Origin of the sequence: Aromatoleum toluclasticum ATCC 700605, from assembly GCF_000378245.1 — a bacterium.
In the GTDB taxonomy this organism is placed as follows: Bacteria; Pseudomonadota; Gammaproteobacteria; order Burkholderiales; family Rhodocyclaceae; genus Aromatoleum; species Aromatoleum toluclasticum.
Genome location: NZ_KB899492.1, coordinates 487361 through 513465, shown reverse-complemented (window position 1 = coordinate 513465; position 26105 = coordinate 487361). Strand labels below are relative to the sequence as shown.

At 67.7% G+C, this 26105-nt stretch carries 22 protein-coding genes and 1 pseudogene; 1 reads left to right on the top strand and 22 read right to left on the bottom strand.

All coding sequences use genetic code 11. The features are described 5' to 3' along the window. The 20 genes and pseudogenes from F464_RS0105430 to F464_RS0105340 form a co-directional block, all read right to left on the bottom strand. On the bottom strand, window positions 1–2202 hold the full coding sequence (locus F464_RS0105430; RefSeq protein WP_018988775.1) for a putative baseplate assembly protein: 2202 nt from the start codon (window positions 2200–2202) through the stop codon (window positions 1–3). Window positions 2203–2213: 11 nt separating this feature from the next. Continuing rightward, window positions 2214–2603 carry a GPW/gp25 family protein gene (locus tag F464_RS0105425; RefSeq protein ID WP_084600418.1) on the bottom strand — a complete coding sequence of 130 codons (390 nt, stop codon included), beginning with the start codon at window positions 2601–2603 and terminating at the stop codon, window positions 2214–2216. A gap of 13 nt (window positions 2604–2616) precedes the next feature. Then, window positions 2617–4281 carry a hypothetical protein gene (locus F464_RS0105420; RefSeq protein WP_018988773.1) on the bottom strand — a complete coding sequence of 555 codons (1665 nt, stop codon included), beginning with the start codon at window positions 4279–4281 and terminating at the stop codon, window positions 2617–2619. Beyond that, window positions 4275–4916, bottom strand: coding sequence for a phage baseplate assembly protein V (locus tag F464_RS0105415; RefSeq protein WP_018988772.1), 642 nt, complete (start codon window positions 4914–4916; stop codon window positions 4275–4277). Before F464_RS0105415 ends, F464_RS0105420 begins: the two co-directional genes overlap by 7 nt. Further along, the gene (locus tag F464_RS0105410; protein WP_026295767.1) at window positions 4913–5962 is read right to left on the bottom strand and encodes a phage late control D family protein; all 1050 of its coding nucleotides are present in this window, start codon (window positions 5960–5962) and stop codon (window positions 4913–4915) included. The genes F464_RS0105415 and F464_RS0105410 overlap by 4 nt, the downstream gene beginning before the upstream one ends. Further along, window positions 5949–6113, bottom strand: coding sequence for a hypothetical protein (locus F464_RS31300; RefSeq protein WP_018988770.1), 165 nt, complete (start codon window positions 6111–6113; stop codon window positions 5949–5951). The genes F464_RS0105410 and F464_RS31300 overlap by 14 nt, the downstream gene beginning before the upstream one ends. Next, window positions 6113–6832, bottom strand: coding sequence for a CIS tube protein (locus F464_RS0105400; protein WP_018988769.1), 720 nt, complete (start codon window positions 6830–6832; stop codon window positions 6113–6115). The genes F464_RS31300 and F464_RS0105400 overlap by 1 nt, the downstream gene beginning before the upstream one ends. Window positions 6833–6843: 11 nt before the next feature. Then, window positions 6844–7308, bottom strand: a complete 465-nt coding sequence (locus F464_RS0105395; protein ID WP_018988768.1) for a phage tail protein — start codon at window positions 7306–7308, stop codon at window positions 6844–6846. Beyond that, window positions 7301–8908: a hypothetical protein gene (locus F464_RS0105390; protein ID WP_018988767.1), complete on the bottom strand. Its 1608-nt coding sequence runs from the start codon at window positions 8906–8908 to the stop codon at window positions 7301–7303. Before F464_RS0105390 ends, F464_RS0105395 begins: the two co-directional genes overlap by 8 nt. Before the next feature lie 4 nt (window positions 8909–8912). Continuing rightward, on the bottom strand, window positions 8913–9371 hold the full coding sequence (locus F464_RS0105385; protein WP_018988766.1) for a phage tail protein: 459 nt from the start codon (window positions 9369–9371) through the stop codon (window positions 8913–8915). A gap of 18 nt (window positions 9372–9389) precedes the next feature. Beyond that, window positions 9390–11570: a phage tail sheath family protein gene (locus F464_RS0105380; protein WP_018988765.1), complete on the bottom strand. Its 2181-nt coding sequence runs from the start codon at window positions 11568–11570 to the stop codon at window positions 9390–9392. A gap of 44 nt (window positions 11571–11614) precedes the next feature. Next, window positions 11615–12391 (bottom strand): hypothetical protein, encoded by a 777-nt coding sequence (locus F464_RS0105375; protein WP_018988764.1) that lies wholly within the window; start codon window positions 12389–12391, stop codon window positions 11615–11617. Then, a complete protein-coding gene (locus F464_RS0105370) occupies window positions 12388–12984 on the bottom strand; it encodes a DUF4255 domain-containing protein (RefSeq protein WP_018988763.1) in 597 nt (198 codons plus the stop codon). Before F464_RS0105370 ends, F464_RS0105375 begins: the two co-directional genes overlap by 4 nt. 418 nt (window positions 12985–13402) lie before the next feature. Further along, window positions 13403–13507, bottom strand: a pseudogene (locus tag F464_RS31535) (single-stranded DNA-binding protein); the annotation flags it as partial. 40 nt (window positions 13508–13547) lie between these two features. Continuing rightward, entirely contained in the window at window positions 13548–14648 is a 1101-nt protein-coding gene (locus tag F464_RS0105365; RefSeq protein ID WP_026295766.1) for a PDDEXK nuclease domain-containing protein, read from the bottom strand. Between the two features lie 79 nt (window positions 14649–14727). Beyond that, window positions 14728–18186, bottom strand: a complete 3459-nt coding sequence (locus F464_RS0105360; protein WP_018988761.1) for a type I restriction enzyme subunit R domain-containing protein — start codon at window positions 18184–18186, stop codon at window positions 14728–14730. Window positions 18187–18203: 17 nt separating this feature from the next. Further along, a complete protein-coding gene (locus F464_RS27900; RefSeq protein WP_157353552.1) occupies window positions 18204–19451 on the bottom strand; it encodes a restriction endonuclease subunit S in 1248 nt (415 codons plus the stop codon). A 14-nt stretch (window positions 19452–19465) separates the two neighbouring features. After that, a complete protein-coding gene (locus F464_RS0105350; RefSeq protein WP_018988758.1) occupies window positions 19466–21553 on the bottom strand; it encodes an HsdM family class I SAM-dependent methyltransferase in 2088 nt (695 codons plus the stop codon). Window positions 21554–21684: 131 nt separating this feature from the next. Next, window positions 21685–22410 (bottom strand): uracil-DNA glycosylase family protein, encoded by a 726-nt coding sequence (locus F464_RS0105345; protein WP_018988757.1) that lies wholly within the window; start codon window positions 22408–22410, stop codon window positions 21685–21687. Between the two features lie 15 nt (window positions 22411–22425). Next, window positions 22426–23754, bottom strand: a complete 1329-nt coding sequence (locus F464_RS0105340; RefSeq protein WP_228214728.1) for an AmpG family muropeptide MFS transporter — start codon at window positions 23752–23754, stop codon at window positions 22426–22428. A 180-nt stretch (window positions 23755–23934) separates the two neighbouring features. On the opposite strand from F464_RS0105340, the gene F464_RS0105335 reads away from it, so the two are divergent. After that, window positions 23935–24252, top strand: coding sequence for a hypothetical protein (locus F464_RS0105335; RefSeq protein ID WP_018988755.1), 318 nt, complete (start codon window positions 23935–23937; stop codon window positions 24250–24252). Between the two features lie 122 nt (window positions 24253–24374). Here the strand turns inward: F464_RS0105335 and metW are convergent, their stop codons facing one another. Both metW and metX read right to left on the bottom strand, forming a co-directional pair. Further along, a complete protein-coding gene (gene metW, locus F464_RS0105330; protein ID WP_018988754.1) occupies window positions 24375–24962 on the bottom strand; it encodes a methionine biosynthesis protein MetW in 588 nt (195 codons plus the stop codon). 2 nt (window positions 24963–24964) lie between these two features. Then, a complete protein-coding gene (metX, locus tag F464_RS0105325; protein ID WP_018988753.1) occupies window positions 24965–26092 on the bottom strand; it encodes a homoserine O-succinyltransferase MetX in 1128 nt (375 codons plus the stop codon). Between the last annotated feature and the right edge of the window lie 13 nt (window positions 26093–26105).

Below are 26105 nucleotides of genomic sequence, written 5' to 3'. Positions count from 1 at the left end.
TCAGCACAGGTCGGGGATCACAGGGACGGGCACCGTGCGCGGGCCGTCTTCCGGCGGGCGACCCGGGCCGAAGCCGCGCGGCGGGGCCGGGCGGTCCTCGCCCGGACGGATCGCGACCGCCATCAGTTCCGGCAACTGGAAATCCAGCAGCGGCAGCGCCTGCGCGCCGGTGAGTTCCAGCCACACCGGCGGGTTCTGCCGCTGGTCCTGGTAGAGCAGGCGCAGCGCGTTGACCGCCTCGACGCCTTCGACGCGGCCGGCCTGCGTGCGCAGCTCGTTGATCTCGACCGCCTTGCCGCGCGGCCAGCCCGCCCCGCGCGGACCGCCCGGCGGCAGCGCCCACAGGTAGCGCAACAGCGCGCGCTCGACCTCGGCATGCACCTGCTGCTCGGTCGCCGGATCGACGACTTCGAGCGACACCGCGACCGCGACCGGCACGAACTGCGGCGACAGCACGTACAGCTCGGTGCCGAGCATGCAGCGCGCCGAGAGGTAGTCATGCACGTCGGCGAGTAGGCCCGCGTTCGGGCGCGGCGCGGCGGCAAGCGCCTGCGGCGCCGGGGGCATCACGAACACGGCGACGACGCCCGGCACATTGCGGCGCACCGCCGTGAGGCTCGCGCCGGGAAAAAAGCCCGCGACGGCCTCGGCGCGCGCGACCGGATTGATCGGGTTGTCGCGCGCGAGCACGCCGAAGTCCTCGGCCGTGACGGCGCGCTCGCGGTGGCTGAGGAAGGCCGGGATGCGGCGTTCGGCCTCGTCCAGCGTCTCGGCGTCGACGCCGCCGCGCGTCGGCCATTCGTGGCGCAACGCCAGGCGGGCGCTGCTGCCGTGGATCTCCTTGATGCTGTCGGGTGGCAGGTTGCCTTTCGCGCCGCCGCCGTGGCGGTAAAAGGCCGCGCGGATGCGGGCGTTGGCGGGCGGGCGCTTGCCGCGGATGCCGTCGCCGAAGCGCACGCTGCCGCTCGCCGCATCGACGACGAAAACGGTGTCGTCCGGCCCGCTGCCGGCGAAATGCGCGACCCGCGTCCAGGGGCGGAAGGCGTGCAGATGCTCGACTTCGACCTGCACGCTCGCCGCGTCCACGTCGGCATGCGGCAGTTCGAGCGCCTGGTCGGGGCGGCCGGTGCCGCTGCCGAGCACGATGTCGCGCGCGATGCCTTGGCCGATCACGTCGACGGCGTTGAGGCCGAGGTAGCCCAGCGTCAGGTTGGGTTCGTCGGCGCACGACAGGCGCAGCCAGAAGAGGAGCTGTCCGGGGCGCAGGTCCGCGGGCGGTTCGGGCGGCGTCTCTCCCAGGCCCGCGAACTGCGGGTCGAGGGCGCCGGTCGCGCGCAGCATGTCGGCGTTGCGCGGCAGGCGCAGGCGTGCGACGCCGGTCTTGCGTCCGCCGGCCGAGCTGTCGGCGAGGACTTCGAGCGGCAGGTACTGCACGTTCTGCGGCGCGTCCTCGGGGTCGGGCCACCACGCGAGTTCCCACGCGAGCTTGCGCGGGCGCAGGCCGGTCGCGAGCTGGCCTTCGAGTTCCGTCAGCGGCGCCAATCCGACGTTCAGCACGATGCCGGCGAGCTCGCGGCGCACGAGCTCGGCCTGCGCGACGAAGGCAGGCTTGGCGAGGCAGATCCCGAGGTGGAAGGCGCCGTCACGCGTGCCGGCGGCGCTCAGCGCGTCGTGGCCGGGCACCAGCGTCAGCGGGCGGAAGGCGGCCGGTTCGACGCCGTATTGCGCGCGCAGCTGGTCGAGGCTGATGCCTTCCGCGGCGAGTGCGGCCTCGTCGAGCGTGCGCTTGACGACGACGCGCAGCGCGAGCGGCGTCGGCTGCACTTCGCCGACGGTCGAGAAGCTCGTCGTGCCGGCCTTGAGCAGCGATTCGGTCGCGATCAGCGGCGGCAGCGCGCGCCCGCTCGCGTCGATGCTGACGATGCCGGCCGCGGGGCGGGCCGCGCGCAGCGGAATCTGCAGCAGGTTCAGGAAGGCGAGGCGCTGGCGCTCGGGAATCTGGTTCGCGCGGTAGATGACCGTCTCGGTGAGCCACGCGAAGAGGTCGACCAGCGCATGCACCGGGTCCCCCGGCGCGAGCGGCGCCATCTCCGGCACGTGCCGTGCGAGGCGCGCCTGCAGCTCGGCGACCAGCTCGTCGAAGCGGCGGTCGTCGAGGTCGGGGACGGGAAATTGACTGAAAGCCAGGTTGGGCAGCGCCATCTTTTGTTCCCTCAGCCGAGGTCCAGTGCGAGTTCCAGCGTCTCCCGGCCGCCATCGGCCAGCAGCCGGTAACGCACCTCGAGATTCACGTGCGACAGGCGTTCGCGGTCGGGCACGACGCGCACCTCCTCGATCGTCACGCGCGGTTCCCAGCGCGTCAGCGCGCGCAGCGCGGCGTCGGCGATCAGCGCGCGGGTGGTCTCGTTGTTGGGGTGGTGGATGAAGTTGCGGATGCCCGCGCCGAATTCGGGGCGCATCAGGCGCTCGCCGGGGCGGGTCAGCAGGATGTTGAGCATCACTTCGCGCACGCTCTGGTTGCCGCGCCGCCAGTCGGGGCGGCCCTCGTCGGCGAGGCCGGTCAGCAGCGGGAAGCTCATCAGCAGGGATTCCGGAGTCGGCATCGTCATTTACCCCTTATTTACCCTTGAGCGCCTTCAGGCACAGTCGCGGCAGCGCGAGGAAGACCCACGGCAGCCAGCCGAGGAAGAGGTTCAGCATGTTGATCACGACCATCAGCATCAGCATCGCGCACAGCGTGATCGCGGGCAGGCTGAAGCTGAAGCTCCAGCACGCGCCGCAGTGGTTGCCTGGCCCGTCGCCCTTCATGTCGATGCCCGGACTGATCTTCCTCAGCACGTCCGCGAGCGACTTCGGCGCCAGCATCGCCACGCCGCGCGGCAAGCCGCGCTTGATGTCGTCGAGCGAAGGCAGCACCACTGTGGTCGGGCGCTGCGCCTCCGGGTCGAAGGGCGAGGCGACGCGGAACACGCGGCTCGCCGGCCCCCACGCGACGCGCTCGCAGCCGCAGTCGTCGGCCCAGCGCACGAAGGGAACGGCGACGAAGCGGTCGCCGTCGGTCTGGCCGTAGCGCGGCAGCGGCAGGCCGTCGTCGAAGCGCACCTGCGCGCGCGCCATGCGTAGCGCAACGAGGCTGCGCAGGTCGGCGGCCTGCTGCTCGCCGATGAACAGCCGGTCGCTGCGCGTGCCGCCGAAGCCGTCGGGCAGGGCGACGCTGCCGGCGACGGCCTCGCGACGCACGATGCGCGCGAACAGCTCGACGAGCGCCGGCGCGCTGCGGTCCAGCCAGGCCAGCACCGTCTCGCCCGACACCGGCACCAGTTGGGGCAGCTCGCCGCCGTCGACGATGCGCCACTCCAGCGCGTGGAAGCGCAGCTGCCCGAGCAGGGTGCGCAGGCCGGCGTTGTCGCCGTCGGTGGTTTCGTTGGTCCGGAATTGCGCGACCAGCGTCTGCAGCAGTTCGATGAAGCCGACCGTCGCGACGCCGTTCGCCATCACCAGCCCGTCGCTGTCGTCCCACGCCCTTGCGCCGCGGCTGCCCAGCGGCCACGCCTGCTCGAGGCCGAAGTCCGGCACATCGGTGCCGTTCGCCTGCGGCAGCGGGGCGTCGGCCGTCTCGCGTGCGCTGCCGCCCAGCGGCAGGTAACCCCACAGCAGCGTGTGGCTGCGCTCCAGCCCGCGCGCGTCGCGGCGACGCACGAGCAGCGGGTGCAGCGGCACCACTTCCTCGCCGGAATAGGGTGGCTCCGGGAAGCGCGCCGGCAGCAGCCCGCGCGCGGTGAGGCGGCGCACGTCGTCGGGGTCGTGCGCGGGGATGTCGCCGCTGCGCCAGCCGAGCGGCTGGCCGTCGCCGATCATCCAGCGCTGCGGCGTGCCGTCGGCGGGTACGCGGCGCACGACCATGCCGGCCGAGAGGATCTTCTTCGGGTCGAAGGCCGGCGCGCCGGGTGCGACGCACTGCACCTCGCTGCAGACGAGGTAGAAGCTGCGATGCATCGGCAGGCGCAGCGTCGGCTCGTCCTTGTAGCGGCCGAAACGGTCCTCGCTGTACCACGCTTGCGTGGCGGTGCCGGTGAGGCGGCCGGCCTGCGCGTCGTTGAGGAAGCGCGCGACGAAATCCTCGTCGAAGTAGCGGTGCAGCGTCAGCCCGTCGCCGTCGCCGGCGAAGTAAGGCGCGACCACGCGCGGCTGGTGCACGAGCGCCGGCCCGACGGCCTTCGGCGCGCGCATCGGCCGTTCGGCGAGCAGGGCGGTGTCCAGGGTACGGGTCGCGCTTACCATATGTTCCCCGCCCCCGGCGTGTAGCTCGCCGACACGACCGAGTTGCTGATCAGGGTGTCGCACTGCACGACGCCGGAAAACTTGCTCATCCCCGCATCGACCTTGACCATGCCCGCCGATACCGTGACCTGCGCAGCCTCGACCTTGACCATTCCGGAGCACGTGATCTTGAAGTTGCCCGGCGATATCTCGACCTTCTCGCCGCCCTGCTCGACGGTGACCTTGCCGCCGCCCTGGTCGGTGATCGTGAGATGGTTACCCGCGGGCGTCTCGATCTTCACCTTGGGTTCCTGGTCGTCGAGCAGCACCTTGATGCCGGCCGGGCTCTGGATGAAGTAGCGTTCCTCGACCGGGCGCGCGTCGCCGGGCTGGCTGCTGCCGCCGCTCCACACCGCGCCGAGCACGATGGGCAGGTCGGGACTGACGAAGGCCACGACGACCTGTTCGTTCAGGCGCGGCAGCAGGCTCACGCCGTAGCCACTGCCCGCGCTCGGCACCATCACCGCCGCCCACACCTCCAGCCCGGTCGCCGGCAGGCGCAGCTTCACGCGGCCACGGTTGTCCGGATCGGCGTTGTCGAGCACGACGCCGAGGTGCAGTTCCTGCAGGGGGCCGGGGCTGTGGCGTCCGCTCATGGGTTCCAGTCCGGGCGTTCGACGCGCAGGCGCGTCGACAGCCCCTGCGCGTTGTCGAAGTGATGCCAGCAGTCGGCGATGCGGTAGCGCCCGGCGAGCCGCGGCGACACGCCGGCGAGCTCGACCTCGCGCCCGACGCCCAGCTCGGGCGTGCCCGTGCACACGATCTCGCCGTGGAGGAAGCGTTGCGCGTCGCGGCGGAAAGCGCCCTGCGCGAGCGAATCGGCTTCGGCCTGCGAGCGCGCGAAAGGCTGCGGGCGCGGCGAACGGCCGTCCCAGCCGAGTTCCGCGAGCGTCGCCGCCGCGGTGCGTCCTCCCGGCGCGGGCGCGAGCGACGAACTACTGCCGCTCGCGGCGGCGTCCGATGCGAGGTTGTAACCGTCGGCGAGCACCTCGCGCGGCTGGCGGTTGAGGTCCGCGACGATGCGGATGCGCTGCGCGTTGGCGCCGGAATCGAGGCGCACCGGGTTCGCGTCGGCCTCCTCGGCGCGCGCGCGCAGCCGCCCCCCCTGCATGCGTAGCGGGATGTCGTGCGGCCCCAGCACGCGCAGCAGGAAGGCGAGGTGGCTCTCGTTGTGCTGCAGCCAGTCCGCGTTGCCGGCATCCACGCTGACGTCGGCCTGCAGCCCGGCGTCGCTCGCGATCTCGCGCACGACATCGGCCAGCCCCTTGTTCTCGAACACCCGGCTCGCGCGGCTGCGGGCGAGCTTGTGCAGCGGATCCTCGGCGAGGATCACGAGCTGCGGCGCACCGTCGCCGTAGCGCTCCTCGAAGGCGGTGATGTCGCCGGAAAAAACCGCACTCTCCGCCGTCTCGCCCAGCAGGATCTCGATGCGGCTGCCCAGGCGCACATCCTGGAAGGCGAAGTCCGGCGTGCCGCTGCCGCCGCTCGCCCAGTTGACCACGCGCAGCTCCGCGCTCGCCATGCCGCTCGCCGGCAGATGCACCGACAACGCAGCCGCCGCCTCGCCGAGCGCGGGGCGGTCGGCGCCGTCGATGCGCACGCGCGGACGGGCGCTGACGAGGGCGGGACTAGTCGATGGCAAGGCGCGCCTCCCGCTCGCGGGTCACGGTCAGCAGGTCGAGCAGCGTCTCGCCGGGCCGGCCTTCGGGCGGGCGCGGCTCGGCGCCGGCGGTCTGTGCCGGGTTGGGCTCGGGCTGGACTTCGGCGACGAGTTCGTCGATCACGATGGGCATCAGCGGCCTCCGGTGGGAATCAGCAGGGTGCCCAGCGCCGTGAAGCGCGGGTTGTCGAGGCGGTTCGCGTCGGCGATGCCGCGCCAGTCGCGCGGGTTCTGCCCGGCGGCCTGCGCGGCGCTCGCGGCGTCCTGGCCGTCGCCGCCGGGCGCGAAGCTCGGGCGCGGCCGTTCGGCTGCCTGCACCGACGGATCCAGCGCGAACTGGTAGCGGTCCTCCTTGAAGGTCAAGGCGAGGGTCGCGCGCAGCGGGATGCCTTCGGGCGCGAAGAAGTCCAGCGTCTCCGAGTAGCTCGACAGCATCCCGGTGAACTGGAAACTGCCCCACTGGAAGCGGCAGCGCTTGGGCGCCTTGGGCTTCTTCGACTCGGCGTCCTGCGGCTTCATGAAGGCTTCCGCGATGCGTTTCGTCAGCGTGCGCACATCGGTGTTCGCGGCGACCGTCTCGCGGTCCTCGCGGCTGTCTGAGCCGAGCGTCGCGGCGATGCTGGTGTCGAACACCAGCTCCACCGCGAGCGTCGATTCGCTCTTGTCGACGTATTGCGCGGCCGCGCCGCTGCCCCCGCTGCCGCCCTTGTTGTCGGCCTTCAGCGTGTTCGCGAGGGTCACGCGCAGCGTCGCCGGGTTGAACTGCACGTCGATGTGCTTCGACTCGTCGGTCTCGACCTGATCCCCGTTCATCGGGATCAGCTTGGCGCGGGCGATCTGCATGGCGGGCATCGTCTTCTTCCTCAGCCGCGCTCGAGTTCCAGGCCTTCATGCACCAGCTGCAGCTCCTCGATCGCGACCTGGCTGGCAGTGGAGGAGAGGTCCGGCCCCTTGAACTTCGTCGGCAGCGCGTTGGTGATGCGCCAGCGCAACAGCGGTTTGTCCGGATTCTCGGGATGGAAGACGTCGATCGTGCCGCTCATGCGCAGCGCGTAGTTCGACTGGCGCGTGCTCATGTCGAACCAACTCCACAGGTCGGCGAGCTCGGTGATGCCGCGCTTGAGGATGATCGGCGCAAAGGTCGTCGGGCCCGCGAGCTGCACCTCGCCCCAGTTGCGCCCGCCTTCCTTCAGTGCCTTCGGCGCCATCGTCGCCTCCAGCCCCGACACCTCGCTGAAGGCGCCGCGGCACAGCAGGTTGCCGCCCTCGCCGTCGTACAGCGCGACGCGGAAGCGGAAGGGGATGAACTCGCGCGCTGCGTCAGCCATCGACGGCCTCGATGCGGGTTTCCGTCACGGCGACGTGGCGGTCGTGCAGGAAGGTCAGGCGCAGCCGGTCGATCGGGTAGGCCGGTGCGATCTCGATCTCGAACGCGATCGTCGATTCGGGCGACGGAATCTCGCGGATGCGGTAGGCGCTCTCCGGCCGCGCGCCGCGCAGCGCCCCGGCTTCATGCAGGCGCTCGAAGAAGGCGCGCAGCGCGAGCTCCGGGCGCGGATCGCGCGGATCGGCGTCGAACACCAACTGCTCGCCCAGGGCCTGCAGGCCGCGCCGCAGCCAGCCCATGAAGCGCATCACCTCGGCCGAACGCCAGTGCTCCTGCGCGCGCTGTGCCGCGCTCATGCGGCGCAGGTCCGCGGCCGGCAGGCAGGGCGCGCACAGCGCCTCGTCATCGACCTGCAGCTTGCCCGCGCGGGTCAGCAGCACCGTCACGCCGGGCACCTCGCGCAGCGCGGTCGCCTGCTGCTGCGTCACCGGCGGCCACGGCAGCGCCGCGCCGGGCAGCGGGCGGCCGGCGATCGAACGCCACACGCCATGGCGTTGCGACACGCGCGCCTGCATGCCGGCGACCAGCCCGCAGGGCGACGCGAGGGGCTGATCCTCGCTGCGCAGATAGGGCCACAGCAGCTGCAGGTGGCGCAGCTTCTCGGCGAGCTCGGCGTGTGGCGCCACCGCGGCACCGCCGCCGGCCTCGCTGCCCACTTCACCGGCGATGCGCGCGATGTGCTCGAGGAACTCGCGTGACGGCGCCGGCAGCTCGTCGCGCGGGCGCTGGTCGAGCGGCAGCGTCAGCAGGCACTGCATGTCCGGGCGCAGGCGTGCCAGTGCGCGGATGATGGGCGGCACGATGTCGACCGGCCCCGGCGGCGCATCCGCGGGGGGCATCTCGTTCGAGTGGCGCCGCTCGCGATGGGTGTCGTCGATCTCGGTGCCGCATGGCAGGAACACCGGCTCGGGGTTCTCGAGGCGCACGCGCGGGACGTCGGGCAGCGCGCGCGGCACCATCAGGCGTTCCAGGTCGGGCAGCGCGAGGATGCCGGCGCGTTCGATCAGCAGCGCGCGCTCGAAGGCGCCCAGCTCCGACGGTTCGATCAGGCTCGTGTTCGGCTGCGGCAGGAAGGCGCGCACGCCGTCCGATTCGGGCACGCGGATGATCCACAGCGTGCGCGTGTCGCCGAAGCCGCGGTCCTCGCCGGCGAAGAAATCCTGCACCGCCGCCGGCAGCCAGGCCGAACGGCCGGCCAGCGCGCTGCGGTAGGCGCCGTCGGTGTCGAAGGCCTGCGGAAAGAGCGCCTGGAAGTAAGCCAGCGACCGGATCGGGATCGGCAGCCGGTACAGCGCATACAGCGTCCCGTCGCCCGGTTCGGGCTCGCTTGCGCCTTCGTCGAGCGCGCGCAGGCGTTCCACTTCGGCCGTGAAGCCCAGCGCCGCAATCTCGGCGAGCACCGCGAGGTCGCGCGCGAGCCGCTTCCACTCGGCGCTGCCGTCGAAGGACGGGCAGTGGCCGATCATCACGACCTCGACCGGCGCGAGCCGCCGCGAAGCGGGGCGCGCGTCCAGTTCGATGCGCTTGTCGGCGAGCAGCACGGCCTTACTCCTGCTCGATCGTCTCGACGGAGAGGACCAGCTCCTCGATCGCGACGTCGCCGCCGCCCTTTGCGGTCAGCGTCGGTCCGGTCCACTTGATCGGCATCGCGCCGCGCAGCTTCCAGCTCACGACGGTGTCGGCGCGGTCCTCGGACTGCAGCTTCACGACGATGTCACGCTTGGCCTCCGAGATCTTGCCGGTGCGCCCCTTCTCCAGCCACTCGTAGAGGTTCTGCGCGCCGATCACGCCACGCTTGAGCGTCACGTCGCCTGCCTTGTGGATGCCAGGCACCTTGCGCACGTAGTTCACGCGGTCGTTGCCCGCGCGGTACTCCGCGACCGTGACCTCGGCGTTCAGCCCCGACACCTCGGAGAAGCCCGCCTGCACCTCGCTGCCCTGGCCGGGTTCGAGGTCGACCAGGAAGTTGAACGCCGAATAGGGTGTTTCACGAAAAACGGCCATGACTGTCTCTCCTCAGTTTCAGGCGTCGGCGGTCTTCTGGCCGATGCGGAAGATCACGAACTCGGCGGGCTTCAGCGCCGCCACGCCCACGAGGCACACCATGCGGCCGTTGTCGATGTCGTTCTGCGTCATCGTCGAGCGGTCGCAGCGCGCGAAGTAGGCCTCCTTCGGCGTGCCGCCCAGCAGCCGCCCGTTGCGCCACTCGTTGAACAGGAAGTCCTCGACGCTCGAGCGGATGTTGGCCCACAGCGCCTCGCCGTTCGGCTCGAACACCGCCCACTGCGTCGACTTCTCGATCGAGCGCTCGAGGTACAGGAAGTAGCGCCGCACGTTCACGTACTTCCACTCGGGGTCGCTGGAGAGCGTGCGCCCGCCCCACACGCGGTGGCCGCGCCCGGCGAAGGAGCGCAGGCAGTTGATGCCGTTGGGGTTGAGAAGCTCCTGCTGGAAGGCGTTGATCTGCTGCTCGAAGCGCAGCGCCCCCATCACGATCTCGTTCGCCGGTGCCTTGTGCACGCCGCGATCGACGTCGGTGCGCGCATACACGCCGGCGATGAAGCCGGCTGGGGGCACCGTGATGTCGCGCCGTGTGCCGGTCGGGTCGGGGATCACGACCCACGGGTGGTACAGCGCGAGGCGCGAATCGTCGAAGTTGCCGGCGAAGGCGCGCACCTCGCTGATGCTCTGCCCCGAGCGCGCATCGACGATGCCGACGCGGTAGCGCATGCGCCGGCAGTGCTTCTGCACCTCCATCACGACTGCCTTGTGGCCGTCCTCGTCGGACGTCGCGGCGGCCGGCGTCATCACGATCGACACATCCTCTACCATCTCCAGTGCCTTCAGACCGGTGCTGCCCTTGATCTCGTCGGTCTCGCCGGCGTAGTCCGTCGAATCCGGCGCGGTACCGTCGCTGCCGCCCGAAAGGGCGATCAGGTAGCGCGGTTCGTCGAGCGAGCTGGCCCCCGGATTCAGCGCCCCGGGATCGCAGATCGAAATCAGCGCCGTCTGGATCGAGTCGCCGGTCGCGCCCGCGCCGAGCACGCAGGCGAGCGGCGAACTCAGCGCCTCGGCGCGGCGGTCGGGCGTGGCCGGCAGCAGTGCGGCGAGGCTCGTCGGGCCGTCGGGCGCGGTCGTGAGGCCGGCGTAGGTGCGGATGACCTCGCCGTCCTTCCCGCCGTTGCGTACGTCGAGGTCGAAGCTGCGCAGCACGATCATCGCGCGCGCCGCGCCCGGCGCCGCGGCGAGCGCCGCGAGGGGTAGCGTGATCGGGTTCGCCACGCCGGGATTGAGGGTCGTGTTGCCCGTGACCGTGAAGGTCTCGCCCGCGGCATCCAGCGTGCCGCGCAGCACCTTCAGATCGCCCCAGTCCGCACCGCCCGTGAAAGCCGTGATCGTGGTGACATCCGAGAGCTGCAGCTCCGCCGAGGTCCCCGCGGCCAGCGGTCCGGAGGCTGGTGGGCGCACGAAGATGCGGGTGAGCTTCGCGTCGGCCGGCAGCTGGGCCGCCTTGAGCTTGGTGATCTGGGTCGCTGCGAGGGGGGCGGGATTTGCCGGGTCGGTCATCGACACGATCTCGGCGCGATTGTTCTGGATTGCGAGGTTCGCGCCGTCGAGCTTCACCACCGCCCGGATGTCGACCGGGAAGGCCGCATCGTCGATCGGGCCGGTCGCCTTCGCGGCCAGGGGCACGCCCTTCGCCTCGAGGAAGTACAGGTGGTCCGCGCTGGCGGTCTTCGGCGTCTCGCTGCGCAGCAGGTTCTCGCTGTCGCGCCAGCGCAGCTCCAGCGTGTATTCCCCCATCTTGCCGGGGAAGCGGCTGAAGAATTTCACGGTGTTGCCGGCGTCGGCCTTGACCGCCGCATTGGGCCACACCCCGTCCGCGTCGGCGGCGAGCGCGTTGATGCCCTTCACGACGCGGGCGACGAAGAGCTGCTTGCCGCCGTTGTCGAAGAAGGCCCGCGCCGCGTGCGCCGTGTGGTTGAGGACATCCTTGCCGCCCGCGCCGATCGCGAGGTCCTGCGCGTCGCCGAAGATGCGTTCGAAGTCCGCGTAGCTCGTCAGTACCTCGGGCACCCCGCGTAGCGGGCCGGTGCGGGTCGGGCCCACCAGCGCCGCGACGCTGGTCCCGACGCCCTCGATCGACTTGTTGCGGAAACTCGTCTCCTCGACGAAGACGCCTGGGGCAAGGTACTCGGGCATGTCGCTTCTCCTTCGGTGCCTATGAGGCTTATTGACGCTGCGGTTCAGGAAAACCGCAGGACGAGGTCATCCCGTCCCGGGCTGGCCAGGGTGGCGATGCGCCCCGGCGCAATGTCCACCGTGATTTGAGTCTTGAACGCGGCGTTCCCGCTGCCGGTGCCGCGCACGCGCGCCGCGGGCAGGGCATCGGGGTCGGTACCGCTCGCGGCGGCGCGCACCGTGAGCACCCCGGGGTAAGTCGTCGCCGGGGCGTCCTTGGTGAGCGCCGGCAGCCGCGCCAGCGACAGCCTGAATTCGCCGTGGGCGTCGCTCTGGGCCATGAAATCGAAGGGCGTGGCGAGTGGTGGCGTCACGCGTAGTGCCAGCAGCGCCCAAGGTACCGGCGTGCCGTCCTCGAGCGTCGTGCGGCCCGTCAGGCCGCCGGCGCGGCCGAAGCGCGTGCCGAGCGGCGAGCGGAACAGGCTCAGAGCATGTTCGGCGCGGCGGCCGGCAGCGAGGGAGAAGCGTCGCGGCAGGAAGTGCCCGGCCGGGTCCGCGACCTCGCCCGCAAGGGGGTACAGCGGCTCGTCGGCCTCTGCGGGTACCGCGAGGTCCGCTGGGCTCGCCGCGCCGGCGATCACGCGCCGCAGTTCGGCCGGCACCCGGCGCCACAGCACGGTGCCGGCGGTCTTGTGGATCAGTTCGAGATCGGCCGGCGGACTATCCAGCCGGATCCTCAGGCCTTGAGCCGGCACCGGTCGCCTCGCTCCCCCCTGCACGCCGCTCGCGTCCACCCACTCGATGAAGTCGCTGGCATGCAGCACGAGGGTCTCGACGATCACTGCGCGCTCCCGCTACGCTCGTCCATCGGGAACACCAGGGTCCTGACCGCGGGCCCTTCGTCACGGTCGATGTCCGGGGCAAGGCGCACCGTCTTGACCAGGTAAGGGGCCGACAGGCGATAGTTGCCCGGCAGGCTGTCCCACAGCCGCATCAGGTCTTCGGTGCTCATCTCCTCGGGCAGCACCTGCACGACGTCCTCCCGGCCCCAGTCGGGATCGGCGAGGCTCATGTCCGCGCTCTCGAGCATGAAGCCGCCGCCCAGGATTTGGATCGCCGCGGCGAGGTATTCGATTTCCTGGTCGGTATGCGTGCACCACGCGATCAACAGCAGGTGAAGGTTGACCGGCAGTTCCGGGCGGGGCTGGCTGCGCCCCGGCAGCGGCGACAGATGACGGTTGCGGCTGAAGGGGTCGACCGAGATGCGATGCAGGTAGAGCCCGAGCGTGTCGGTGTTGGCCTGCGGCTTGCCAGCGAGCGTATGCGAGCCGAGGATCTCGACCTGAGGGTTGCCGCCCAGACGCGCCGCCATGCGGATCGCCAAGCGTTCGCGCAGGGCCTGCAGAACCGACAGAATGCCGAGATGCGACGCCAACGTACCCTCCCTCTAGAGCCGGAGCCTGTGAGACAGCGTTGCGACGGACGGACCGCAGACCCTATGAAAAACGGGTTTTATTGCGAACGGGTTATCAAAATGTCACATCGCGAGCCGGCGGCGCAAACCGGAGATGCAACAAGAAATTGCAGATGACCTTTGCGTACGGAGGGGAATACCGTACGGATGGTAGGGGATTGGTACGGGCGTTTCGGTAGGGGTGTGGGGGCTCGCCGTCATGCGCGAAGGGCGAGAAAAACATCGCTTCCTCCGTCCTTCCTTCCGCGACGCGCCGGTCCGGCGCCGCTGTGGGAGCGCCTGTGGGAGCGGCTTCAGCCGCGAATCGGCGGCAGGAGCCCTGCACGGTCGATTCGCGGCTGAAGCTCCCACGGGAAAGCCCGCGCGCCGACTATTCCTGTTACCAGATTCCCAGCTCCGCGAGCTGGCGGCTCGCCGCCTCGGACCAGCCGCGGTTCGCCGCCGGGCTCGCGGGGCTGGGGTGCAGCACGCGCCCGATGCGCAGCTTGCGCCCGGCCTGCCTTGCAGTGCTGGCTTGCGTCTGGTCAGGAACGCTTGTTGTCGCCCGCCAATTCCCGCTCGATTTGCTCGATGGTGGGCAAGCTGGATTCAAGTTCCATCGGCAATGCACGGGTAAGCTCGAAGGTCGAGACTCCTATCGGCTTATCCACCCCGCGCAAGGCGTATTCGGCGATGACCTCGTTCTGCTCCTGACAGAGGATCAGTCCGATCGTCGGTGAGTCTGTCCGGTGCTTCAGGACATCGTCGACCACGCTGCAATAGAAGTTCATCTTGCCGGCGTATTCCGGCCGGAACTGGCCGCGTTTGAGCTCGATGACGATGTAGCAGCGCAGGTGCAGGTGATAGAACAGCAGATCGATGTAGAAATCCTGGTCCCCGACTTCGATGTGGTACTGCCGCCCGACGAAGGCAAATCCCTGGCCCAGTTCCAGCAGGAACTTTTCCAGATGCGCTATCAAGCCGGTTTCCAGCTCGCGTTCGTGGAAAGGCTCGGCCAGTGTCAGGAAATCGAACAGGTAAGGGTCTTTCAAGGCCTGTTGCGCCAGATCCGACTGTGGCGGCGGCAGTCGCAAGGCGAAATTGCTGGTCGCCTTGCCTTGACGAGCATGGGCCGAACTCTCGATCTGCATCTGCAGCACATTGCGGCTCCAGCCGTTGGCGAGCGTCGCCTGCATGTACCAGTACCGCGTTTCGGTATCCTTGACCTTCTCCATCAGCAGCAGATGGTGTCCCCAAGGCAGTGACAGCAACACCTCCGTCGGGAAAAGTGCCACAGCCTGTGGCACTTCTTCGGCAACGGCGGCTTGTGCCACAGGCTGTGGCACCACTGCCAGACTGCCGTATTCACGGTAAAACGCCAGCATCCGTTTGATGTTGCGCTCGGAAAAACCCTTCACTTCCGGCAGCTCGTTCCGGATATCCCGTGCCAGCCGGGGGATGACCGCTGCTCCCCAGCCTTCGCGTTTTTGCCGTGCGTCCAGCATCTGGCCGACTTCCCAATACAGCCGGATCAACTCGGCGTTGACCCCCTGCATCGCCCGAGTCTGTGCAGACCGGATGCGCTGCTTTATCTCGCTCAGCAGCTCAGGATAGCGAACAGGATGGGTTTGGTTGTCTGCGTTCATGCACCGCCCTTGGGAAAGACGATGCCGGCACGTCGATCCACGCTCTGCCATGCGGGCCGAAGTAGTTCGGTCATCGGGTTCATGATGCCGTCGCCGAAGTTTCGTCCGACTCCGATGCGCCGAGCACGATGGAGGTCCCGCCCGAAACAATCCATTCCTCGTAATCCGCCATCACCAGTTCCGCGCGCTTCAGGAGGGGCACCAGCAGCGCCTTCCTGTCTGGGTGAAAAGCTATTTTCAGATTGCTGACGGCGGTATCCAGCAATCGTTTGAACGACTCATAGCGCTCCTCCCACGGGAAATCCTTTCCTTCAGTTGTCATTGCCAGCACCAACTTGCAGTGGATGTCGTTGTTGTGCCGTTTGCCCTCACTGTCTATCACCCGGAACAACACGATCAGGAACGCTTTCAGCTTCTCGATCAGCACAAGCTTCTGTTGCTCGGTCAGTTGCAGGGCCGCGAGCAGTTCGATGGCATCGAGCGAGGCCATCAGTCCGCCTATGGAATGGGGCAGTCCGGCCTCTCCGTCCTTTCGCTTCTTCCTCTTCACGGGAGCGTCCGGCAATTCGTCCATGCCCCAGCCGACGGCATCCTCCACCAGATCAATGTCGAACACCGCACCGACGCGGTCGTCATCGTCGCGCAGCTTCGATGCCAGATGCCTGACCACCTGCTCGGCGAACGCCGCGCGTCGCTCGTCTGCGTGCTTGGACAATTCGGGCTTCCTGAAATCGAGGATGCCCCACAAGCGTTCGCGGCCACTCAGCCAGGCCGAGCCCGCCTTGCGCAACTGGACAGCACGCGGCTTTTCGTTCTGCACCAGCCCGTCGAGAAAGTCGGAAAGCCCCGTCGCGCCGTCCTTGTCCTTGCCGCCCGCCTGGGTCGCCTTCCAGCTTCGCCAGTGGGCGTTGATGTCCTTGTCGTCGACGAAGAACATCTTGAACGCGGCGTCCATCTTGGCTTTCAGGGTCATCGCGTCGAGGTCGGACACGGTAATGCCGCCATACTTGGCGAATACCTTCGGGAGATTCTTCGAGACGACGCCCTCGTGGGAGAAATCCACCAGCAGGCAGTCGTTCTTCCACTTGCGCCAGCGATTCACTCGGCATGCCGCCTGGAACAGCAGCACATCGTCCATGCCTCGGTCGATGAACAGCGTGTGCAGGGTCGGTTCGTCGAAGCCGGTAAGGAGCTTGTCGACCACGACAATGAGCGCGTTATGAACCTTCAGCCCCTGCTTGGCCCCTTCGCCCTTGCGGCGGAACTCGTCGATGATCGCGTCCTGATTCCTGCCGCCGTTGAGTGACGCGCAACCCGGCTCGCCCTGCTTGTCGGTGTAGAGCAGCAGCACCGGACACGCCCTGATCGCCTCGGCATGCTCCATGAAACGCGGATCGTTCGCCAGCTTGTCGAGTTCGGCCCGCAGCAGTTTCTGGTAGGCAATCGCCGCCTTGATCGAGTGGGCCGCAAACATGGCCTTGCCCTCGCCCAGGGCGCGGCCCGGCGGGCGAATCGCCATCATCGTCTTCGCCACGAACACCAGAGCGGCCTGCCTGGCGACAAATCCCTGCCGGTCGGCGTTCTGGTAGATCTCGTCGGAATTCGGCGGGCGCAACCGGTCGCCGTCCTGCAGCTTCTGGATGGTCTCGACGATCCGGTATTGCAGGTGGTCCTCGAAGCGAATCACGTTCTGGATCGGATTCAGGATCACCTTGTCGCGGATGGCCTGCGTCATCGTGTAGGCGAAATACGGTGCCCAGCGGATGTCGTCGCCGGCCGCTGCCGGGGAACGCCATTCGCCGAAGCGGGCGAGGATCTCGTCGCGCGGCGTCGCGGTCAGGCCGATGATGAGATTGCGCTTTGCGCCTTCGGGGCGGATCGTGCCCCACTCGTCGAATATCTCGATCGTCGCGTCGTGCAGGATGCCGTTCTGCGTGCGATGCACCTCGTCGATGACGAAGGCCACCCGCTTGCTCGCCAGCAACGTGGCGAGCGCCGGGTCGGCTTCGGCCAGTTTCTTGATCGACGGGAATTTCTGGATGTTCACCACCACCACCCGCGCGCCATGCTGCAGGCCGTCGCGCAAGCCCTGGAAGGTTTCGGCCTCGGCGACGATGTTCTGCGTCGCCCGCAGCCGTGCCGCCTCCTCGGCGACGTTCTGGCGCAGTTCGGTGCGGTCGGTGAGGAGGATGCACAAATCGAACAACGGGGCCGCCGCCGGGCTCCGCGGGTCGGGCATGTCGGCGAGCGCCTGCGCCAGCCAGACGATTACATTGGTCTTGCCCAGCCCTGCCGCGCCTTGCAACAAAATGGAGTGCGATTCCTGCCCGTTGCGGTGGAGCAGGGTCTTGCAGACGATCTCGTCGGCCTTCTTCTCGTTGAGATCAGGAAGGGAAGCGGCCAGCGCTGCGCGGATGTCCTGCTCGTTGATCTTGGACTTCCCCTCGTCAGCATAGAGTTCGCGCACCCGCTTCATGGTCTGGTGCAGCATGGCCCGTTGTGCCGGGCGCGGGCGCAGGATCTCGGTGCCGGTGGTGGTGCGGCTCGGGCGGTTCTGGTTGAAGAAATGAATCTCCCGGTCCACCCCGTCCGCGGGGTCGAAGAACGACGCAAGGTGCTCGGCCAGCGCGACGGACGGCGGCTTGTCGCGCATCTCCGCAGTGCGCAGGAAGGATTCCACCAGCTTGTCGGGCAGGGTTTCGACCAGCGCCTGCGTGTCGTCCGCCTCGATCGCGTCATCGATCTCCGGCAGCAGCCATTCGAGGTCGGGCAGCACCATCATCGCGCCCATGTCCGCGCAACTGATATGGGTCGCCTTCTCGTACAGGCAGATGCTCTGGCGGATTTCCCAGCGCACCTTCTCGCTCAGGTCGCGGTGGCGGAACCCCGGCCAGCGTCCGCCTTCGACCGCATAGCGTTCGCGCGCCTCGCGCAGCACGGCAATGCCGGCCTCGACGCAGTCGTGCGCGATCTTCTTGCGCCCGTGGCCGGCGGCGGTCTGCCCGGTCTGCGCAGTCTTCAGTTCGGAGTAGGCCAAGTACAGGCCATTGACGAAAAACACCAGATCGGGGCGGCGGCGGATGCGCTTGTTGCCGTGGGGGAATTGGCGCTCGAATGTCGCTTCGGGGATCACGCGCAGCAAGTTTTTCGCAAACTGCGTCGCAGCGTCGGAATCGGCCCCGGCGCGCGGCGCCTCGTTCCACAGCACGAAAGACTGCCCGGCGAAGCTCAGGCTCTCGCGCAAGACGAAAGCCGCATTCGCCTTGGCCTCGATCTTGGGCAGCAGCGCCTCAGTTAGAAAGACGTGCAGGAATTCGGCGTCCGAGTCATAGCCCCGGGCCGCTTTGGCGAAGGCTGCCGCATTGAGCGGACAACCCTCGCGCAGGAAGCGCAGCAGATCCCCCGGCACGATCCAGCGCGCCGCGTCGATGTCGGCGGGTTTGCCGAGTATCCAGTCCAGCCCGCCCGGTCGGGGCGCAGTCAGATACGGGATGAAGATGCCGTTCTGGAAATCGCTTTCCTTGAAACCGTCGGCCATGGGCATTCCTCGCTGCGTCAGGCCGCAAGGGCCTCCCGGGGTTGTTGGGGCTCGTAGGCGGAAAGGTCGATCTTGCCGGTGACGGCCTCGTGGATCATCGCCTTGCGCTGTTCCTTGAGCAGGGCTTCGAGCCGGTCGATGAGGGCGATCTGCCGGGCGATCTGCGACAGCTTGCGGTCGAGAAACGCCGCGATCTCGGCCTGCTCGTCCTTCGGTGGCAGGGCGACGCGGATGTTCTTGAACTCGTCCCAGTACAGGCGCAGCCGAAAGTCCGTGATGCCGCGCGAGCGGCACCGGATTTCCTCCATCGCGGCCGGAGCCCGCAGCAGATACTCGATGAAGGTCGGAACTACGGCAGTGCCGGGCCGCGCCACCACATAGGCCGGGCTGACCAGGCCCTCGACCTTGGCCGCACCGAAAGCGCCTTGCCACGCTCGCATCTGGTTATAAACGAGGTCGCCGGGCTTCACCCGCTTGTAGAGCGTGCGATCCTCGCTGCGGCTCACTTTCCGGTCGAGCTCGTCGTCTTCCAGTTCCTTGTCGGAGATGCCGGAATGAATCGACACGCTCAACATCGGCAAGCCATCGATGCCGGCGTCGGCGGCTTCGCGGAACAGCGACCCCAAGCGCACGACTGCCCAGTGGGCGGGTATTGCCCCCAGCCAGTCGATGTCAGACTCTCGCTGCGCTGCGTCGGCATTCAAGCCCCGGAACGTGGCGTCTTCGATGACCGAATTCTTCAGCTCCCGCAACAGCTCGCGTTTCTTGCCGAGCAGTTCGAGGCGCTTGTCGACGCGACCGGTCTGGAGGTCGAGCCACGCGGCGATGCGGCGCTGTTCGTCGAGCGGTGGAACGGGGACATGCTTGTTTGCAATAACTTCTACAGATAGACCCGGTTGTGCTGATGCGGTCGCGTATTGATTCAGATTAAGGGCGCGAAGTGCTTCACCAAGCCAGCGCAGAATGAACGTTCTCCTTGGTTGCGCCACGACCGCATGCTCGGTTGCCCAAAATGGGCCCTTTGCATAGTTGATGTTGCCGCACAAAGCGCCCTGTCGCCCAATAAGGACATGCTCTCCTTTATGGGTAAAACGAAAGGAATACCCACGAAGCCCATTGCCGCCCATGACGGGATAAGGCCCATCTTCGTTGATTTGCTCAGCAGACAGATGGTCGCCACTCTTCAATATCGCCAAGTCCTTAATCCGTATCAAGTTCCATGATGCCGGAATTTCAGCTGGCCACGAAACGCGGCTGTCGTTCATCGCTCGCGCCATCGTCACCCCTCCGAGCGAAGATCGGCGGCGATCTCGGCTTCCAGCCGTGCCATCTCTTCCTCGACGGCAGCGATGTCCTTCAGGATGTCATTGGTCGGCCGGACTTCGCGCCTCTTCGGGAAAACGCGGTTGAAGTTGATCTCGCTACCGATCTTCACGCCGAGGATGCGCCACGGCTCATGCACCCACTTGGCGAGGAAGTCCCCGATGTTCTGGTCGTTGGTGGCGGCATCCGACGCGTAAGGCACGGTCTCGGTGTCCTTTTCCCAAAGCGGGCCGAGCAGGATGTCCACCTTGGCGAGTTCCCGGCCCTTGGACTTGGCGATCTTTGCCTTTACCGCGAGCACGCCCAGCCCCTTCGCCTCCCCGTCGATGGTGATGGCGCCGGTGTCGTTGTCGCGCCGGTAGCAACTGCCGCCAGCGATCGATACGACGGCTTGTCCGGCATTGCGCGCCGCCTCGTTGAATAGCGCGACGGCTTCCTTGACGGTTTTGCCCTCGAAGGCGGCGAGATCGAGAACGCCGCCGTCGATGGCATAGTCGGCATCGTCGAAGCGGACGACGATCTTCTCGCCCTCGATCTTCGCTTCGTCCTGGATTGCGCGGCCCTGTTCGTCGTGCCGGTGCAGTTCGATTTCCACCTTGTTGTAGAGCAGGGCGTCGACCGGCAGTCTGCGGGCCAGCGGGCCGTCCGCGAAGTCACGGAAGGCTTGCACGATGCGCGCCCGATTGGCGTCGTCGATCTCGCAATTCTTCTGGTTGAGGTTCTTCCTGAGCTTGGTGAAGCAGGTCTCGGCGTTGATCAGCAGCACCTGCCCCTTGCGGGCTTTCGGCTTGGCGCGATTCAGAATCCAGAGGTAGGTCGAGATGCCGGTGTTGAAGAACTCGTTCTTCGGCAACTGGATGATGGCTTCGACGATATCCTGTTCCTGGATCAGCCAGCGGCGGGTCTCCGACTCACCGCCGCCGGCATCCCCGGAGAACAGCGTCGAGCCGGAATGGACGACGGCGGCGACGCCCGTATCGGACAGATGGAACGCTGCGTGCTGCAGGAACAGGAGTTGGCCGTCGGACGTGGGCGGCATGCGGTTCTTGTCGAAGCGGCCCGAGGCGTCCATTTCCAGCGACTTCTTGAAGTCCTTCCAGTCGACACCGTAAGGTGGATTGGCGACGATGACGTCGAATTCGTCGAGCAGGAACAGATCGTTGGTCAGGGTGTTGCCCCATTCGATGCGGGCATCCTGACGGAAACGTGCCTCGATGGCGGCGAGCGCGAACAGCGCATCGTTGTTGTCCTGCCCGCGTGTGCGCACCGAGAGTTCGGGGAAGGCTTCGCGCAGGGCATCCTCGGTGGCGTACAGGAAGTTGCCGCCGCCGCAGGCCATGTCGTAAACATCGGCAATGCCTGTGCCGCCTTTGCCCTCGCGCCGCAACTCGACGATGACGGCCGTGGCGAGGTCGATGACGTCCGATGGGGTGTATTGTTCGCCGGCCGTTTCGGCCGAGATGTCCCCCCACTTGCGTTTGATGTGCTCCTCGATGGTGGTGATTTCGGAGTTGTCGAAGGGGGTGAGGTCGATCGCCGCCCACTTTTGCGCAAAGGGGAAAAGCGGGCAGTTGTCGCGGGCGAACAGGTCGGACGCCTTGCCCTGCATGTCGAGGAACTTGGCGTGCCCCTGGGCATAGCCGATACCCAGCAGGCGCTTGGTGTCGGGGTCGTACTGGTCGAGGTGCGAAAGCAGCCGGTTGAGGAAGTTGCCGCCGGGAACGAGGCAGGTTTCCCGCAGGCCCTTGCCATGCAACAGCAAATCCCGGTGAAAGCCCTTGTTGGCGGCCTTCGCAGAGTATTCCAGCCATTCGATATGCGCCGCATCGTCGAGGCTGAAGTCGCCGACGGTTTCCTTCTTGAACGTGTCGATTTGCGTCTGCCGAAAGCGCCGCAGCCGTGATTCGAGCATCATCAGCGCGAAGAAGGGCATCATGTAGGCGGGCCATTCGCTCGCCTTGATGCCCGCGCCGCGCAAGGTATCGGCGGTTTCCCAGATCTTGTCCGCGCAGGAGAGCAGGCCCGCCCCGATTTTCTGACTCATGTTGTCCTGTGTTCAGCGTCGCTGTCTCTGATGGCTGGCAGAGGATTTTGCAGTACCGTGCCGCCCGAATATTCAGCGATCATCGCTCATCTTGGCAATGCCGCCGTGTCCGGCGCAAGGCGCTCACGCAATCATGGCCAGATTCCCAGCTCCGCGAGCTGGCGGCTCGCCGCCTCGGACCAGCCGCGGTTCGCTGCCGGGCTCGCGGGGCTGGGGTGCAGCACGCGCCCGATGCGTAGCTTGTGTCCGGTCAGCGCCGCGGCCGCGCGCGATTCCGCCCACGCGCCGACGCCGATCACCCAGTCGGGCGCGAGCGCGTCGATCATGCGGCGCAGGTGCTCGTCGCAGGCCGCGAGCAGCGGCTGCGATTCGGCCGCCGGCAGCTTGTCCGGCGTCACGTTGCGGCCGCCGTCGAAAAAGGCCAGCGGGCAGTAGTTGGCGACGAAATGCTCGGCGAAGAAGGCTTCGGCCGTGCCGAAGCGCTCGCGGAAGAGCCCCCACAGGCGGCGTCCGCTCACTTCCGAGCGCGCGCAGCCGAAGCCCTCGACCGGGCGCTTGGGATTCTCGACCGCCGGCTTGCCGACCGGCCCCGCGAGGCCCAGCCAGTCGCGCACCGCGTCGATCTCGCCGAAGGGCACCCCGGTCTGCGCCATGCCGAAGGGGCCGGGATTCATGCCGAGGAACACGATGCGCTTGCGGCCCGCCGCATACCGGCGCAGGTAGTCCTCGTGGATCCCCCACGCATAGTCGAGCGGGTTATAGACGTGGCTTACCGGTGCGGCGAAGCGCATCGCGTCGAGGGTGCCCGACAGCGCATGCGCCGCGGCGATCAGGGAATCTGCAGTAGTCGTGGTCATTGTCAGCGTCAGGAATCAGGCCCGCTCCGGCGCTGCCGCGATCGCCTTCGCCTCGCCGTTCCACGGCGCGACCTTGATCAGCAGCAGCATGCCCGGCACGGCCAGGAAGAAGCACAGCCAGAAGAAGTCGTACCACCCCATGCGTTCGACCAGCCAGCCGGCCGACGCATTGATGAAGGTGCGCGGCACGGCCATCAGGCTCGTGAACAGCGCAAGCTGGGTCGCCGTGTAGGCGGGGTGGGTCGTGCGCGCCATGTAGGCGACGAAAGCCGTGGTGCCCAGCCCGACCCCCGCGGCCTCCGCCGAGATCACGATCGCGAGCGCGCTCAGGCGCGCCGCATCCGACGGTGCCGTGCCCAGCCAGGCCATCCACACGAAGCCGAGGATGCTCGCCACCTGCACCACGCCGAACAGCCACAGCGCGCGGTTGATGCCCAGCTTCAGCATCCAGATGCCGCCGAGGATGCCGCCGATCACCGACGGCCACAGGCCCGCGTTCTTCGCGATCAGGCCGATCTCGGTCTTGGTGAAGCCCATGTCGAGGTAGAAGGGCGTCGCCAGCGCCGTGCACAGCGAGTCGCCGAGCTTGTAGAGGAACAGGAAGGCCAGCACCAGCAGCGCCGAGCGCAGACCGTGGCGGCCGAAGAACTCGCGGAAGGGCTCGACCACCGCGTCGCGCAACGTGCGCGGCGCGCCCGCTGCGATCGCCGGCTCCTTCGCCAGCAGCGTCATCGCCACGCCCGGCAGCATGAACAGCGCGGTGATGACGAACACCTCGCCCCAGGGCAGGCGGTCGGCGAGGATCAGCGCCAGCGAGCCCGGCACGAGTCCGGCGATGCGGTAGGCGTTCACGTGGATCGCATTGCCCAGCCCCAGCTCGATATCGGGCAGGATCTCGCGGCGGAAAGCATCGAGCGCAATGTCCTGCGTCGCCGACAGGAAGGCCAGCACCGCCGTCAGGGCGACCACCAGCATCAGGTTCTCGGTCGGGGACAGCTGCCCGAGCCATGCGATCGCCGCGACCAGCCCCAGTTGCGACACCAGCATCCAGCTGCGCCGCCGTCCCAGCCACGGCAGGATGCCGAAGCGGTCCAGCAGCGGCGCCCATACGAACTTCCACGTGTAGGGGAACTGGATCAGCGCGAACGCCCCGATCGCCTTCAGCGACAAGCCCTCGGTCTTGAGCCACGCCGGCACCAGATTCAGCAGCAGGTACAGCGGCAGGCCCGACGAGAAACCGGTGAAGATGCAGATCAGCATCCGGCGGTTGAGCAGGGCGTCCTGCCAGGCGGGACGGGAAGAGGCCGGGCCGGCGGGGGGCGGAGCGGAGGGAATGGACGGCACTGGAAGCTTTCGGCGAGGGTTCGGCGCATTATCCCAGATTGCTGTTGCGGGTGCCGCCGGCGCAGCAGCGCCTTACATTCCGGCCTCGCCGGCGCGGGAGCCGGGACGGGCTTGCCTGCGTGCGCGACTCGCCCGAGAATGCACGTTCAACGCATAAACCAAGAACGAGAGGAGAGAGGGATGACGCAGCACATCAACGTGGTTTTCGGTGCCGAGCGCGAATACGAGACGATCGTGTCGGACGCCGACGCCGCCAGTCTCGCGAAGGACCAGGCGCGCGCCTGGCTGTCGGGCGAATTCGAGCGGCTCGAATGCACGCCGTCGAACCCGATGGGCAAGATCCTCGTGCTCGACATGATCCTCAACGTCGCCAAGTACGGCGGCGAAGAACGCTTCAAGGAGCGCGGAGACTGGGCGAAGCAGTTCGCCGCCGCCACCGCCGTCGCGCTGGGCCGTCCGACCGTACGCGTCGACGTCCCGAATTTTGTCGTCGGCTGAGTAACACCCCGCCCCCTGGCCGGGGGCGTACTGTGGGAGCGGCTTCAGCCGCGAATGGGCCGCTCAGCTTGCGGCAGCGCCGATTCGCGGCTGAAGCCGCTCCCACAGGGAAAAATATACGCTCAGTTTCCGCGCCCGAGCCGATACACCGCCACGCTGGCGAGGAAGTTGGGCTCGTCGAGGATCAGCTTGCCCTCGTCGAAGGCCAGCCGCTCGCGCACCGCGATGCCGTTCATCTCGCACAGCGCATCGAAATCCGAGATCGTGAAGAAGCGCACGTTGGGCGTGTTGAACCACTGGTGCGGCAGGCTCTCCGACACCGGCATGCGGCCGTTGAGGATGCTCTGGCGGTGGCGCCAGTAGCCGAAGTTCGGGAAGCTCACGACCGCTTCGCGCGCGACCCGCAGCATCTCCACGAGAATGCCCTGCGTGTTGTGCATCGCCTGCAGCGACAGGCTCATGATCACGTGGTCGAAGAAGCCGTCCTCGATGCCGGCGAGCCCCTTCTCCATGTCCATCTGGATCACGTTGACGCCGTTCCTCGTGCACGCGAGCAGCTTGTCCGGGTCGTTCTCGACGCCGTAACCCCGCACCTGGCGCACCTCGGCGAGATGCTTGAGCAGGCTGCCGTCGCCGCAGCCGAGGTCGAGCACCTTTTCCCCCGGCGCGATCCACTGGGTGATGACTTCGTAGTCGTAACGGTAGGACATGGCTAAACCTTGATGCGGTCGAAGTAGGCGGTCAGCAGCGCGTGGTACTGCGCTTCGTCGAGCAGGAAGGAATCGTGCCCCGCGTCGCTCTCGATCTGCGCGTAGCTCACGTTGCGCTGGTTGTGCAGCAGCGCATAGACGATCTCGCGGCTCCGCGCGGGCGAGAAGCGCCAGTCGGTGCTGAAGGACACGACGAGGAAGTCGGCCGTCGCCCGCGATAGCGCCGCCGGCAGGTTGCCGCCATGCTCGAAGGCCGGGTCGAAGTAGTCGAGCGCCTTGGTCGCCAGCAGGTAGGTGTTCGCGTCGAAGAAACCCGCGAACTTGTCGCCCTGGTAGCGCAGGTAGGATTCGATCTCGAACTCCACGTCGTAGCTGTAGATCGCCTTGCCGTGGCGCAGGCTGCGACCGAACTTGTCGCCCATCGCGTCATCGGACAGATAGGTGATGTGGCCGACCATGCGCGCGAGCTTCAGGCCGCGCGTCGGCACGACGCCATGCGCGTAGTAGTGGCCGCCGTGGAAGTCGGGGTCGGACAGGATCGCCTGGCGCGCGACCTCGTTGAACGCGATGTTCTGCGCCGTCAGTTTGGGCGCCGACGCGATCACGACCGCATTGGCGACGCGCTCCGGGTATTGCAGCGTCCATGACAGCGCCTGCATGCCGCCCAGGCTGCCGCCCATCACCGCGGCGAAGCGCCGGATGCCCAGCCGGTCGGCGAGCCGCGCCTGCGCCTCGACCCAGTCCTCCACCGTCACGAAGGGGAAGTCCGCCCCCCACGGCTGGCCGGTCGCCGGGTTGATTGACATCGGCCCGGTCGAGCCGTGGCAGCCGCCGAGGTTGTTCACGCCGATGACGAAGAACTTGCGCGTGTCGAGCGGCTTGCCCGGACCGACGACGTTGTCCCACCAGCCGACGTTCTTCGCGTCGTCCGCATAATGGCCGGCGACGTGGTGCGAGCCCGACAGCGCGTGGCACACGAGCACCGCGTTGCTGCGGTCCGCGTTCAGTTCGCCGTAGGTCTCGTAGACCAGCTCGTATTCGGGCAGCGTGCCTCCGCTGCGCAAGGGCAGCGGCTCGGCGAAGTGCGCCCGTTGCGGGGCGACGACTCCGACGGATTGGGGTTGGATCATGGCCGTATTCTTG